A 12996-nucleotide genomic window follows, 5' to 3' on the forward strand; every position below is an offset into this window, starting at 1 on the left:
AGCGGTGAAAGCTTTCTCCGCCAATTGCCGAACGGCACCGGTGTCGGGCTCGATGCGCTCGCGCGCAAGCATGTTGATCGTGTGCAGTTGGACGCGAAGCTCGGACGGTGCCGCTTCCATGGCGGAGGTCAGCCGCGCGTTGAGGTCTGTGGGGAGGAACCCGTTGGCGGTGAGGATGCCGTCGACGGAGAACCCGCCGCGGTAGCCGAGATGCTCCCGTAAACCAGCTCCGAGGCGGGCGGTCTGGGCGACGAGGTCGGCAGCGTCGCCGAGGGTGGGTACGGCACCGGCGCAGAGAAAGGTTCCGTGCTCGGGGCGGGGTAGCGTGACGAGTTCCATGGGCGGAAATGGGAGCACGGTGCTGCCGAGGACCATGCCGTGCAGGCGTACCGGGGTGCCTTCGAGCAGGGGCATGAGTCGGATGCGCCATGATCCGGCCTTGGCGGTGGGCATTCGTGCTGGTGGGATTCCGCTGCGCCACCACCAGATGCCATCTCCGCCCGCTGTCGGGCCGGTGCCGGTGGGTTGGTAGGAGCAGACGACACCGGCACCCTGGTCGACCAGATGCCCGAGCACCCCGATGTCGGCGGGATTGTTGGTGATGATCGAGGGTGCGCGTGGGATGCCGGCGGAGTCCCAGAGCGCGTCCACTGTCGTCTTGTCCTCGAACATGCGCCACGGGGGCTGCCGCGCGCCGATGCGCCGCCGGTCCCCGGCTCGGGGCGGGTCGAGCGGGTCGGGTAGCAGGAGCGAGGCGCTGTGATCCGGGTCGAAGGCATCGGCCAGAGCGGCGAGCCAACCCGAGCCCTCCAGGCCCGCGATGGCGTCGTGCTGCCAGGCGAGCTGGTCAGAGGCACCGCGTATCGGCCGGGTGCGTACCTTCGGCGGAGCGTCGTCCAGCGCGAGGGCGAGGCATCTGTGTGCGCCGAGCAGTTTTTGCCACGCCTGCGCGTCGTCGGCTCGGCCGCAGATCACGATGACGCGGCCACCGGGCGGCAGCAGTTCGGTCACGTGCGCTCCGACGTTCATCGGCGATGCCGCCCGGAGGGATCCGTGCGGTGCAGGACGAGGTTCGCCGGGGTGACGTGGACGAGTTCGTAGGTCTCCTGTCCCAGCCGGTCATGAATTGAACGGCGGTGTCGGTCGGGGTGGCTGTCGTCGTACTCGATGATGACGATTTTGGGTTGGTGTTTGTCGGGGTCGAAGGAGTTCCAGACGTCGAGTTCGGTGCCTTCGACGTCGATGCTGAGCAGGTCGATGTGGTTGATGCACCACTGGTCGAGGAGGTCTTCGAGGGTTCGGCAGGTGACGACGATTTCTTGATAGTCGGTGCCGGTGCGGTGTAGGCCGGACCAGGAGGGCTTGTGGCGGTACATGCCGAACGGCCACAGGCCGGGGGTGGCGGAGACGGCGCAGGTGTCGACGGCGCAGCAGCGTTGGCGTAGGCGCTGGTGGTTGCGGGGGTCGGCGTCGACGCAGAGGCCGCGCCAACCGAGGTTTTCGACGTAGAGGGTGTTGCTGCCTCGTACGCCGTCGCCCGCGCCGATGTCGACGAAGACACCGTGGGTGGATAGGTGCAGGTTCTCGGCGATCCAACGGTCTTCGCCCCATTGGGAGTGGTAGGGCGGGGGTTGGGTGTAGGGGAGCATGGCGTTCACCCGTGCCACTTCCACAGCAGGAGTTGTTCGCGGGTGCGGTCGAGCCAGCGTTGGGACCAGCGACGGCGTAGCGCCTGCCAGGTGAGCGCTTCGGCGATGGTGTTGCTGAGGGAGCGGTGGGTCAGGCCAGCGTTGGCCGCGCGGCTGGTGTTGACCGTCATGAGGGCGAGTTCAGGGCTGGTGGCGGGGAGCCAGAGCGGATCTCGGTCCAGGGGCGGATGCCGTGGGCGAGGGCGAACTCTTCGCCGACATGGCAGGCGGTGGCGGCCCGGCCGGCGTGGGTAAGGATGGTGTCGACCAGGGTGTGGGCGTTGGTGGTGGGGCCAGCGACGTTGACGATCCCGGTCACCTGCCGGTCCACTGCGGTGCGGATGAACCGTGCGACGTCGGTGGCGTCGATGAGTTGCAGGGCCTGGTCGTCGGACATGGGGACGAGGACGTCGCCGCCGCGTAGGGCGCGTTCGAGCCAGTAGGCGAGGCGCTCGCTGTCGTCGTACCGGCCGATGACCAGGCCGAGGCGGACGATGAGCAGCGGTACGTCCTGGCGGGCGAGGCGTCGTTCGAGGTAGCGCTCGCAGCGCAGTTTGCGGGTGGCGGAGGCGCGTACCGGGTGGGAGGCGTCGGCGGGGATGGTGGGCGAACGTTCGGTGAGGCCATGGCTGCCGGGGTCGCGACGGTATACGCCGCAGCTGGAGATGAGGACGTACCGGCGGATGTCGGTGAGAAGGGGCAGCACGGGGCGGAGGTCGTCGAGGTCGTGGGCGCTGGTGTCGATGACCGTGTCCCATGGTTCGGCCAGGATCGCGGCGGCCTCGGGGGTGGGTGCCCGGCGGTCGGTCAGGATGTGTCGGACGATGCCGCTGAATGGTGAGGGGGATCGGCCCCGGTAGAGCAGAGTGATGTCGTCGTCGCGGGTGATGCACTGCTCGACGATGTGACGGCCGATGAACCGGGTACCGCCGAGGATGAGGATCTTGCTCATCGTGGCCCGCCGGCGGGTGTGGGGCTGTAGCCGAGCACGAGGAGGCGGCGGGGGTGGCCGGAGGTGTTGGGTCCGCTGGCGTGGACCAGTGCGGCGTCCCAGATCAGTACGGTGCCGGGGGCGGCGACCAGGGTCACGGCCGCCTCATCGGGGGCGTCCTGGTCGGGTACGACGGGTCCCTGGTTCAGGGTCGGGACCATCTCGATGGTTCGCCGGTGGCTGCCGGGCCAGATCCGCAGTGCGCCGGCGGCCGCGGTGCAGGGGTCGAGGCAGACGGCGACGGTGAGTACCCGTGGGTAGCCGCGGGCGGCGTAGTAGGCGGCGTCTGTGTGCTTGCGGACCTCCTCGCCGAGGACCGGCAACGTCGCCCATCCGGCGGCGATGTCGATGGTCCGCTTGTACATGAGCTTGTTGTCCATCAGCGTCGGATCCGGAGCGCCGAGCAGGTCCGTGACCACCCCGCACAGCCGGGAGTCGTCGGCCAAGGCGGCGGCGGTCGGGGACAGGTCGACCACTGGCTTGACCTTGAGGACGTACGGCTTGCCGTCGGGAAGGCGCCACCAGGTCACCCTCGGGTCGGCGGACCTGGTGGCGATCATCTGGGCGAGCCGCTGGTCGAGGAGGTCGTCGGCCTCGACGCGCAGTTTCTGGATGGTGGCGGCGGGGACCAGGTCGGGTAGGACGAGGTATCCGTGGGTGGCGAAGTGGTCGATCTGCTGCGCGGAGACGACCGGCGCGATCGGCGTGGTCATGCGCTACCGCCTTTCGTGGCGATGGGGATGAGGAAGTCACGGGTGGGTTTGGTCCAGTGCGATGGGGTCTGCTCGGCCGGCATCGTGTAGGGGTGGGCGGTCCACTCGGCGAAGTGACGGTCGAGGACCTGCCGGCGGGCGGGGCTGATCGAGGTGCCGCTGTGGAAGAAGCTGAACCGGCCGCCCGGTCGCAGGCAGGGGATCGCCACCTGGGCGACGAACTGCGCAAAGTCGGCGTCGGCGTGCCCGTCCGGCGGCCAGGTGTCGTACATGATCGCGTCGAACGCCTCGGCGGGCAGGGGCACCAACTGCCACGGTTCGGTGTGTACCCGTACGGGTGCGGTGACGTGGTCGAGCACATGGTCACGGGCCATCAGGGCCACGCCCGGGTGCGGTTCGATCGCGGTGTACGAGCCGACCCGGCCCAGCTGGGTGGCGAAGACACCCAGGCCGAGGCCGACCTCCAGCACACGTGGCCGGTCGCACCCCTCAATGAGCAGGCGCGCGTGTTCGCGCATCAGGTCCGCCTCGGCGAAGAACATCACGTACTGCGTCCCGATGCGCAGACCTTCGGCATCGACCGTGGCGGGCTGGGCGCGCAGGTGGGCGATGTGCCGCCGGTGTACCTCGGACAGCACGGGCGGGCTCACAGCCAGTCTCCGTCGCGGAACCGGGCCAGTGGATCGACGTCGAGGAACCGGCTGGCGAAGGTCGGGGTGGTGGCAATCGCCCGACGGACCACCTTCTCGATGCGGGCCGTGGTGGCGGTGTCGAGGGCGCGGTCCACGGAGACCAGGACGTGAGCCGGGGCGTCGAGGTCGCCGCCGTTGCGGGCGACGATGGTGACCTCGGCGTACACCGAGAGCTCCGCCAGCACCCGCCGCGCGGCCTCGGCGGCGACGGCTGTGTAGATCTTCCCGCCGTGGTGCACCGGGTTCTTTCCGGCAGGTGCCTCGCCACTGGCCGGCCGCAGCGGCTCGATGACCCCGCTGTACCGGTTGCCCCGGCCGACCGCCCCACAGTCACCCTTGCCCAGCGAAGTGCCGAACGGCGCCAGGTAGCCGCGTCCCGGCACGTCCTTGGTGTTGAGGTGCAACGCCAGGGCAGTGATGTTCCGCGCTCGCGGATCGCGGTCGAGCAGCGCCTTCAACTCGGCTGCGACGACCTCCTGCGCCTCACCGAGAGCGACCCGGTACGCCGCCCACGAGCCGACCCGCTCTGGGTGCAGCGGTAGCGCTGCGGTGACCTCGAGCGTCGAGCCGACCCGGACCACCATGACCTTCACGTCCGTGCCGGCAGCGGGCACGTCCAGCCGGAACGCGGCGCTGGTGAGCCGACGTTCCAGTTCGACCGCGAGGTCGGCGGCGAGCCCGCGCCGGCTGGTGCCGACACAGACGACGGTGTCGTTGGCCACCGACTCGACCTCAAGCACCGCGCGGATGTCTCGCGCCGTGCCCGGGCGATAGAACCTCGGGTCGTGGTCGACCGCGCTACCTCGGGTGTTGTTGATGTGCAGGCGCAGGTGTTCGAGGATCCGACCGTCGCCGAGCGCGGCCGGCAGGACATCCAGGACCACCTCGCGGAAGAGTTCCTCGACCGGCACCTGGACCTCGCCAACCCGGTCGGTGATCTTTCCGAACAGGTAGCAGTCGGCTGGCTTGCGAATGTCGAAGCCACCGAAGCGAACGTCGGCGGCGGCACCGACCAGGTTCACCTTGTCGACCCAGTGGTTCGGGATCGCCCCGAACTCCCGCAGGCACCACGACGAGTACCGCTGAGAGAAGGCGTCGGCGACCAGGTCGGCCAGGCTGTCCGGATGGCCGACACCCTTGCGCTCGGCCACATCGAACGGCTGGTCATCGGGCGCTACGCAGGCATGACGAATCGAGATCTGCATGTGAAGAGGTCCCTCGGGCTCAGAGGTCGTCGGTGTCGGTGTCCGCTTGGACCGGCGGATCGACCAGATAGGACAGGCATTGCGACAGGACCAGAACCCGCTTGGCCGGGCACGGCTCGTTGAGGTCGGCGGGCCGGAAGGTGCCGTCGTAGAGGTTTCCGTAGCCGGTCGGCACGGAGGCGCACCGGCGAACATCGCCGGTGACGGTCACCTTGAATGAGGTGACTCCGGCCGTACACGGCTGGCCGCGGAAGGAGAGCAGGCCGTCGAGGTACGGCCGGTTGAACACGTACTCACCGGAGTTGTCTAGGATCAGCGCCTTCTGCTCCTCGGTGTAGCCCTCCGGATAGCGCACGCCCTGGTGAACGCCCTTGAACACCTTCGCCCGCACGTGATCCACACCCAGCTCCCGCAGGCGGGTCAGGTCGCCGGCCAGCCGGGGCAGCAGCGGCGGGTACAGCACGTACAGCGCCGTCACGTCGAACCCGGCCCGCCGCAGGACCAGGTAGTTACGGGCGTACGAGTCCAGCTCCAGCCCGCGCAGCTCACGCTCCGGCTGGTGGATCGCAGCCACGATCTTCGCCACCCGCTCGGCCGGCACGCTGTCGGCGAAGCTCTGCACGTCGTCGGAGGCGAGATTGGTGTTGATGCTGATGAAGTGGTTGTTGGTCAGCCCCGCGCACAGTTCGACGAAGCCGGGGTACATGAACGGCTCGCCGCCGGACATGTGCACCAGGCAGACCTTGCCCAACTCGTCGAACCGCCGTACCACCAGCTCGGGTGCCGGTTCGTCGAGATGCTTGCGGTTGAGCACGTACCGGATCTGCGGGTGGCAGTACTCGCAGAAGAAGTTGCAGCGGTTCGTCAGGTGCCAGTCGAACTCCCACTCCCACGGCGGCTTCGCCTGGGTCATCGCTGAGGTGCGCATCGGTCCTCCGCTCGACGGTCGGATCACCCGCCGAAAGCCATTGATGGCGGTACGTCGGCGGGGGCCACGTCCAGCAGACCCCGGACCAGCCCGACCCAGGCAGGGGATAGAACCGTCAACACCGTCAATTCATTGACCGAGAGCACCAACACGATTCGATACGTTCGCGATACTGTCGGTCGACCCTGCTGAGGAGCCGATGGTTTCGCGTCCCGACCGCACCAACCACGCCCTCGCCACACTGATGGCCGAGGCCGGGCTCACCCCGCGTACTCTCGCCCGGGAGATCAACCGGCTGTTCGGTGCCGGCACCCTCGCCGAGACCGCGCCCTACCACTGGCGCGACGCCGGCGGAGTGCCGCGCCCACCGTTGCCGGCGCTGACCGCGTACGTGCTCTCCCGCAGACTCGGGCGCATTGTGACCGCCGGGGACCTTTGGCACGGGCGACCCGACGCGGTAGATGGCACCCTGGTGATGACGGCCAGCACCGGCATGGACGGCCCGTGGACCCGCGCGAGCACCATGCTGGTCGCCGAGGACTGGCTGCTGGGAGGACTGGTGGACCGGAGGATGTTCCTCTCCGTATCCGGGGCCGCCCTCGCCCAGGCGGTGAACATCTACCTGGACACCCAGCTACCCGCCGGCACCGCGCCACCGGCCGCAGCCCCCGACGACCCACTCGTGGAGCAGATCGAAGCCAGCGTGCCACGCCTCCAACTCCTCGACGACGAACGAGGAGGAGCCGCCGGCCTCGGCTACGTCGGCGCCCAGGTCCGCGCCGTCCTCCTGGTTCTGCGCGACGGCGGTCACACCGACGCCACCACCCGCCGCCTCCTGGTCGCCCTTGCCGACCTCGCCCAACTCGCTGGCTGGAAAGCCTTCGACGCCGACCAGCACGGCCTGGCCCAGCGCTACTTCTTCACCGGCCTGCGCGCCGCCCACGACGCTGGCTACCGCTCGATGGAGGCACACATCCTCGCCGACCTGTCCTTCCAGGCCGCCTCCCTCGGTGACGCCGACGACGGCCTGCGCCTCGGCATCGCCGCCCGCCGGATCGCCGGCCGATCCGCCGCGAGCGTCCAAGCGTCCGTGCTGTCCCGCCTCGCGTACGCCCACGCCGCCGCCGGCCGCGTCAATGACTGCGAACGCACCTGGACGGAATCCCGCGACCGGCTCGCCGCCCGGCAACCCGACCGCGACCCCGAATGGATGTACTACCTCACCCCGAACCACCTCGACTGCCAGGCCGGCTACGCAATAATCCTCGCCGGCCGGCAAACCATCGCCAACGGTCGAGGCAGCGACGGACGCGCCCTACTCCGCAAGGGCGAAGCACTCCTACGCACCGGCGCCTACGCTCGCCGACCAGACGTGCCCTACCAGCGACGAGCCCTCTACGAAGGTGCGTGGCTGGCCCTCGGCTACACCGCCCACGGCAAACTCGACGACGCCTGCGCCGTCACCCGGATGGCCCTACCCCGCCTCGAACAGGTCCGCTCACCCCGCAGCACCGCCCTGCTCAACACCCTCGCCCAGGAGCTACGCCGACGCAAACGCCACCAGGCCGTCGCCGACCTCCTGCCCGACCTGGAGAACGCCCTCGCGCGCCAGCCAACCTGACACTACGGTCGAGCAAATGAGCCGCCGCGACATCGACGCCCTCGTCATCGGCGCTGGCGTATCCGGCCTCACCACCGCCATCTGCCTCGCCGAAGCCGGCCTACGCGTCACCATCTGGACCGCTGAGCCACCACAGCAGACCACCTCCTACGCCGCCGGCGCGATGTGGGGCCCGTACCTCGTCGAACCCGTCGATCGGGTAGGCGTCTGGAGCGCCCAGACCCTGGATGTCCTGCGGCAACTCGCCACCGACCCGCAGACCGGGGTACGGCTCGTCTCCGGCATCGAAGCCTCCCGCAAGCCGGTCAACCCGCCCGAGTGGGGCAGCCAGCTCGACGGATTCCGGCTGTGCGAGGCGGACGAGCTGCCGGAGGGTTTTGCCGCTGGATGGCGCTACACCGCGCCAATCGTCGACATGCCTACCTACCTCGGCTACCTCGAACAACGGCTGGCTGCGGGCGGCGGCCGAATTGAGATCCGGCGAATCGACTCGCTCGACCAGGCTGTGGGCGTCGCGCCTGTTGTCGTCAACTGTGCCGGCATCGGTGCGCGGGACCTCGTACCGGATCCCGAGCTGACCCCGATCCGTGGGCAACTCGTCGTCGTCGAGAACCCCGGCATCACCGAGTTCTTCTCCGAAGACACCGGGCTGTCTCCTGACCTGGTGCACTTCTATCCGCAAGGCGAGACCGTCATCCTCGGTGGCGCCGCCCAGCCTGGCGACTGGAGTCGGGAGCCTGATCAGGACACTGCTGCAGCGATCATCACCCGCTGCAGCGACGTCGAACCACGGCTTCTTGGCGCACGGGTGCTTGGGCACCGCGTGGGGTTACGCCCCACGCGGCTGTGCGTCCGAGTCGAAGGGCAGCGGCTCGAAAGCGTCACGCTGATCCACAACTATGGCCACGGCGGCGCCGGCATCACGCTCTCCTGGGGCTGCGCCGCCGAGGTCGTGGCCAGACTCTGACGGGAGAGTTTGCCGCTACGGTTTCTGTGACCTACGCCGTCAAGCCCCGCGACACGATCAGAGGACGCATTGCCGGATCCACTGGCCGGAACAACGTAGGTGATCGAGGCTGCCCTGCGACCCACCGGGGCCAACTCGCGGGCTGCGAGAACGGGTGCCTCACACCCCGTAACTCAGGGAACAGTGAACCGCCCCGGATCTTGTAGAGTTTTTCCTAACCCGAGGATCCGCTTGTGTCCGCAGGCCGATGACCTGCGGCTTTCCCTTTTTCTGCCTGCGTGTGCCGGTTGCACCGGGCGTTGCTGTGGTCGCCTGCTGAAGATCAGCCAGGCGCGTTCGTCATGGTCCAACGGTGAGAGGAGGGACCGCGGTGGACAGCGTCTCGTTGCCCTCCCATCCGAGGGAGCCCCTTACTCGAAACCTTCTGATCCGTAGCCTCGGAGAGGCTGTCCAGTGCGGTGCGGCGTCGGCTGGTAGCTCTGGTTCTACCCGCTCGCCGGTCCTCCGTGGTTTCGACCCGTCCGGCGCTGTTGCTGTCAATCGTTGCTGCCATGGCGGGACGGCCGTGCCTCACTGTTCGTCGCGTAGACGGTTTCGCGCTTCGTCGACCAGCGTCCGGTACTCCGCTTGCACCGGGTCGAAAAGTTCGCGTTCGAGGAGAGCGGTGAGGTTCCAGAGCGCCCGCTGTTCGGCCTGGTCCTCGATGACGTCTGCGAAGTCACTGGTGCGCTCATCGGTGCGGCTCAGCCACTCGAACAGAACCAGCGCCTCGTCATGGCTCAGCCGGACGACTACCTCGCGCTCCTTCATGTCGGGCAGCGTAGGCCACTCGCAGCTTGGGAATTGGACAAGATCGGGTCAGAACTCGGCGTTTCCCCTTGTCGGCTTGGCCGGCGGTCGCCTCGTTTGGCCTCTCGTGACACCACCCCATGGCCCGTGGATGGTGGCGGACACCTACCGCTTCCACGCTTCTGCGGGTAGGCAGTTGGTGGCGGGCTTGCCGTAGATCAGCCTCCCGGACGGTGTGGTGTAGCAGCGATCGAGTTGGTCCTCGGCTTGAAATAGCGGGCGCCTGTCGATCTCCACTCCCTGGCCGTCGTAGCTGACCAACTGCGGGTCATCGTCGGCCTTGAGCCGCGCACCGGTCGTCATCAGGCCGAACGCCCCGCCGGAGAGGCGCGCGACGGTGGTACGGCCGTCTCCGTGGTCAAGCACCAGCCGGTCAACGCGCCCGCTGACCCGCCCACTGACGCTGACGTCCCCGCCGTGATGCTCGGTGGACGTCAGCAGGAGTCTTTGCACGGGGCCGGGCAGCCATTCGCCGTGCGGCCAGGGATCGGTTGTGCCTCCGATGTACGGCACCTGGTTCGATCCGGCGGACTGCAGGTCACACGTCGAGTAGCCGACGTCGTTCATAAACAACACCAATGCGTGGCCACCGCGCTCTGTCGCCACTGATAGGTCGGCCAGGGACAGCGAGACCCCTCGCACACCCCCAGGCAACCCAGTCTTCTCCTTACGGACGTTCCACCACCTGAGGCATTGCTCGGCCGCGTCGCGCAGCGTCGGCGACAACTCGCCAGACCCCATCGCCAGTACCTGGACGGTCTGGCCGTCCGGCCCGTCCCACACACTCGCCACGCCGGACGTCACGACCAGCAGCACGGCTCCAACCACGGCGGCCCTCAGCCGCAATGTACGAGCTGGGCGACGGCCCGCCGCCTGTAGGAGATGGGCTCGCATCTTCCGCGCCGCCATTGGCGGCAGGTCCCGCTCCATGGGCGGGTCAAGGATCTCGTTCACCGCTTCCCCTCCTGGATCTCGTTAGGCATCAGGCGGGCCAGGCGGCTGCGGGCACGACTGACCCGGGATCGCACCGCCACCTCGCTGATTCCAAGAACAGCCGCCGCATCCGAGTACGAAACGCCCGACCACAGGCACAACGCCACCGCCGCCCGCTCGGCTGGCGAAAGCCGGCGCATCATTGCCAGGATTTCGGCCATCCGCCGCTCGTCGTCCAGCCGCGCGGCCACCTCATCGGCAAGATCACCATCCGCATGCCGCTCCGATGGCAATCGTCGCAGCAACGCCAGCCACCGTCGGGCCGACCGCCATTCCGAACGCACCGAGTTGGTCGTCACCACGAGCAACCACGGCAACGCCGAACCGTCCACTAGGCGAACATCGTCCCGGCGGCGCCACGCGACCAGGAACGTCGCCTGCGTTACGTCCTCTGCCGTCGACCACGACCCGGTCAGCCGGAACGCATGGTTGTAGACCGTGCGGGAGTACCTGTCGAAGAGCCAACCAAAGGCCGTCTCGTCACCAGCGATGATCGAGGGCCACAGCTCCTCGTCCGACGGCCGTACCTGATGCGTCACACCACACTATGGCCGCCGGCGCCCTTCCTGTTGCGGCGCATCGTGATCAGGATTCCTGTCGGCGCTGAGGCGGAACTCTGGGGAGGGTAGCCCCATGTCTCGGATAGTCCCCGCTTGCGGCGCACGACTACGCGGTCACCGCGATAACGTGGCGGACCGCGGTCGTGCTGATTTAGCCGCCGTTGTGCTGCAACGGTCGGGAGCATCCGATCACCCACAGATCACCCGGCGATCAACTACGGCTATCGCGCTCACTCGTAACCACCTCTGTCGACCCCCTTCGTCGCCCAGCGAGGATTCCTCCGGTTAGGGACCGGCGATGGGCGCACTCTGGCCTACGAAGGCAGATAGAGGCCCGATGGCCGCGGCGCTCCGGGTGACAATCGCTGGATGGGCGCAGCAGGCCGGATGGTTAGGGCCGTGAGGCCGCCGGGCACGCCGAGGGCGTCGAGCGCACGGTCAAGCCATGCCGGTTCATCGGCGCACATTTCAGCCATCAGGCGGTACTGCCCCGGCACGGCCAGGCGACGGTGAACGACGACGCTCTCGCGCATCAGCCCACCTGGCAGCGTCCGCCGAAAAGCTACGCCACGGTGGCCGACATGATCGATGTCGTCACCGGGAGTACCGACTCGCTGTTGGCCGGAGGTGAGGACCACACCCAGGACATGCGGATGGGCGTCGAACAACGGGTCCAGGGCCTGGCGAAGTGCCTCCTCTTTACGCGGCAGAGAGTCCTGGGTAAACGTAGAGAGCGGCCACAGGGCGCCAGCGTCCTCCAACCACAGCCAGGCTGCTCCAGCTGACTCCGTCTTGACGGCTTTCGCCACAAGCGCACGCAACAGACGAGGGCCTTGATCCGCCGCCCATACCGGGCCGGAGACCACCGTCCCGGCCGGTGCCGGGCCGGGTCGCACGGTGAGCGTCGCATCTTCCAGCGCAACCTCGACGGTCGCCCTGTCCGCCGCGGACTTCTGCGCGGCGGAGCCCAAAGCTTCCCGCCACTGATCAGTTGGCTCGTGGGGCAGTTCGCCGTCCCAGTGCACCCCGTGCCGATGCTCAAGTTGCCGGAGAAACGCTTGCGCCTGGTCCACCTGCTGGTTGTACTCCAGGAACTTCTTGTCCGGTCCGAGCGTCCGCAACTCAAGGAATACGTCGCTGCCGGCGCGGACCGCCCGCAGGTCTCCCGGGCCGCCCTCGGGCTTGCTGGGCTCCAGCACTACCCTGGCGCCGGCTACCTTCGCCTGCACCGCGAGCCTCGCCAAGGCAAGGTGATGGCGAAATTCGTCGGCGACAGGGTTCGCTCGGAGGTTTCGGCGTAGATGGCCGACGCCCGGCGTCGCGGCATCAACCAGGTACTGCAGACGCGCCCACAACCCCACCACGGTCCCGAAGGCGCCGATGCCCGCCAGCGAGGCGAAGTATGGCCCCATGGTCGGGCCCGCTACACCGTTGGCGGGACGCACGGCCTTGTGCAGCCAACCCTGCCCGAAAAACGCTTCGAGATCATTGATCATGCGAGACGCCGTCTGACGACCCAGTGGTGTCAGGTAAGCAGCCTCTGCCGGATCACCGACCGCGATGGACCAGTCGAGCTCACGGCGGCCTGCCTCGACGTCACGCCATCCATCGTTCACAAGTCAAGCATCCTCAACGCCGCCACCGATTTCCGTCGCCCCGGCGCCGGGAGCCCAGGTCACATTCAGGTTGACCAGGTGCCAGCGAACTGGTCAGTGCAGCATGGTCAGGGGCGAGCCAAACTCACTACAACCTCACTGCCGCCTCTCATCTTTACTGCGGCCCTAATAAC

At 68.1% G+C, this 12996-nt stretch carries 14 protein-coding genes; 2 read left to right on the forward strand and 12 right to left on the reverse strand.

All coding sequences use genetic code 11. The features are described from left to right. The 8 genes from Vqi01_RS20025 to Vqi01_RS20055 all read right to left on the reverse strand — a co-directional run. The coding region (locus tag Vqi01_RS20025) for a hypothetical protein (protein WP_204036353.1) at positions 1-1011 on the reverse strand (1011 nt) is incomplete at its 3' end. A 14-nt stretch (positions 1012-1025) separates the two neighbouring features. After that, positions 1026-1649, reverse strand: coding sequence for an FkbM family methyltransferase (locus Vqi01_RS20030; protein WP_204036392.1), 624 nt, complete (start codon positions 1647-1649; stop codon positions 1026-1028). A gap of 5 nt (positions 1650-1654) precedes the next feature. Further along, complete coding sequence (locus Vqi01_RS30850) at positions 1655-1819, reverse strand: hypothetical protein (RefSeq protein WP_239098525.1); 165 nt, start codon at positions 1817-1819, stop codon at positions 1655-1657. Continuing rightward, positions 1816-2640 carry an NAD-dependent epimerase/dehydratase family protein gene (locus Vqi01_RS20035; RefSeq protein WP_239098526.1) on the reverse strand — a complete coding sequence of 275 codons (825 nt, stop codon included), beginning with the start codon at positions 2638-2640 and terminating at the stop codon, positions 1816-1818. The genes Vqi01_RS30850 and Vqi01_RS20035 overlap by 4 nt, the downstream gene beginning before the upstream one ends. After that, complete coding sequence (locus tag Vqi01_RS20040) at positions 2637-3392, reverse strand: phytanoyl-CoA dioxygenase family protein (RefSeq protein ID WP_204036354.1); 756 nt, start codon at positions 3390-3392, stop codon at positions 2637-2639. The genes Vqi01_RS20035 and Vqi01_RS20040 overlap by 4 nt, the downstream gene beginning before the upstream one ends. Further along, positions 3389-4042 (reverse strand): class I SAM-dependent methyltransferase, encoded by a 654-nt coding sequence (locus Vqi01_RS20045; protein WP_204036355.1) that lies wholly within the window; start codon positions 4040-4042, stop codon positions 3389-3391. Before Vqi01_RS20045 ends, Vqi01_RS20040 begins: the two co-directional genes overlap by 4 nt. After that, positions 4039-5289: a methionine adenosyltransferase gene (locus Vqi01_RS20050; protein ID WP_204036356.1), complete on the reverse strand. Its 1251-nt coding sequence runs from the start codon at positions 5287-5289 to the stop codon at positions 4039-4041. Before Vqi01_RS20050 ends, Vqi01_RS20045 begins: the two co-directional genes overlap by 4 nt. A 19-nt stretch (positions 5290-5308) precedes the next feature. After that, positions 5309-6217 (reverse strand): radical SAM protein, encoded by a 909-nt coding sequence (locus Vqi01_RS20055; RefSeq protein ID WP_239098527.1) that lies wholly within the window; start codon positions 6215-6217, stop codon positions 5309-5311. Positions 6218-6416: 199 nt separating this feature from the next. On the opposite strand from Vqi01_RS20055, the gene Vqi01_RS20060 reads away from it, so the two are divergent. Further along, the gene (locus tag Vqi01_RS20060; RefSeq protein WP_204036357.1) at positions 6417-7838 is read left to right on the forward strand and encodes an NsdA family TPR-like regulatory protein; all 1422 of its coding nucleotides are present in this window, start codon (positions 6417-6419) and stop codon (positions 7836-7838) included. A 16-nt stretch (positions 7839-7854) separates the two neighbouring features. After that, positions 7855-8805 carry an FAD-dependent oxidoreductase gene (locus tag Vqi01_RS20065; RefSeq protein WP_204036358.1) on the forward strand — a complete coding sequence of 317 codons (951 nt, stop codon included), beginning with the start codon at positions 7855-7857 and terminating at the stop codon, positions 8803-8805. A gap of 570 nt (positions 8806-9375) precedes the next feature. Here Vqi01_RS20065 and Vqi01_RS20070 read toward each other — a convergent pair. From Vqi01_RS20070 to Vqi01_RS20085, 4 genes are all read right to left on the reverse strand, one after another. Beyond that, complete coding sequence (locus Vqi01_RS20070; RefSeq protein ID WP_204036359.1) at positions 9376-9615, reverse strand: hypothetical protein; 240 nt, start codon at positions 9613-9615, stop codon at positions 9376-9378. A 144-nt stretch (positions 9616-9759) separates the two neighbouring features. Then, positions 9760-10470, reverse strand: a complete 711-nt coding sequence (locus Vqi01_RS20075; protein ID WP_239098528.1) for a hypothetical protein — start codon at positions 10468-10470, stop codon at positions 9760-9762. 134 nt (positions 10471-10604) lie between these two features. Beyond that, positions 10605-11186, reverse strand: a complete 582-nt coding sequence (locus tag Vqi01_RS20080; RefSeq protein WP_204036361.1) for an RNA polymerase sigma factor — start codon at positions 11184-11186, stop codon at positions 10605-10607. A gap of 335 nt (positions 11187-11521) precedes the next feature. Then, positions 11522-12823, reverse strand: a complete 1302-nt coding sequence (locus Vqi01_RS20085) for a hypothetical protein (protein ID WP_204036362.1) — start codon at positions 12821-12823, stop codon at positions 11522-11524. Positions 12824-12996: the final 173 nt, after the last annotated feature.

This window comes from Micromonospora qiuiae (genome assembly GCF_016863555.1).
Taxonomy (GTDB): domain Bacteria; phylum Actinomycetota; class Actinomycetes; order Mycobacteriales; family Micromonosporaceae; genus Micromonospora; species Micromonospora qiuiae.

What these genes read in the sequence shown, in the direction of transcription:
- Vqi01_RS20065 (WP_204036358.1), top strand. Translation starts at nt 7,855, where the DNA reads ATGAGCCGCCGCGACATCGACGCCCTCGTCATCGGCGCTGGCGTATCC.
- Vqi01_RS20060 (WP_204036357.1), top strand. Translation starts at nt 6,417, where the DNA reads ATGGTTTCGCGTCCCGACCGCACCAACCACGCCCTCGCCACACTGATG.
- Vqi01_RS20030 (WP_204036392.1), bottom strand. Translation starts at nt 1,649, where the DNA reads ATGCTCCCCTACACCCAACCCCCGCCCTACCACTCCCAATGGGGCGAA.
- Vqi01_RS30850 (WP_239098525.1), bottom strand. Translation starts at nt 1,819, where the DNA reads ATGACGGTCAACACCAGCCGCGCGGCCAACGCTGGCCTGACCCACCGC.
- Vqi01_RS20040 (WP_204036354.1), bottom strand. Translation starts at nt 3,392, where the DNA reads ATGACCACGCCGATCGCGCCGGTCGTCTCCGCGCAGCAGATCGACCAC.
- Vqi01_RS20055 (WP_239098527.1), bottom strand. Translation starts at nt 6,217, where the DNA reads ATGCGCACCTCAGCGATGACCCAGGCGAAGCCGCCGTGGGAGTGGGAG.
- Vqi01_RS20050 (WP_204036356.1), bottom strand. Translation starts at nt 5,289, where the DNA reads ATGCAGATCTCGATTCGTCATGCCTGCGTAGCGCCCGATGACCAGCCG.
- Vqi01_RS20035 (WP_239098526.1), bottom strand. Translation starts at nt 2,640, where the DNA reads ATGAGCAAGATCCTCATCCTCGGCGGTACCCGGTTCATCGGCCGTCAC.
- Vqi01_RS20070 (WP_204036359.1), bottom strand. Translation starts at nt 9,615, where the DNA reads ATGAAGGAGCGCGAGGTAGTCGTCCGGCTGAGCCATGACGAGGCGCTG.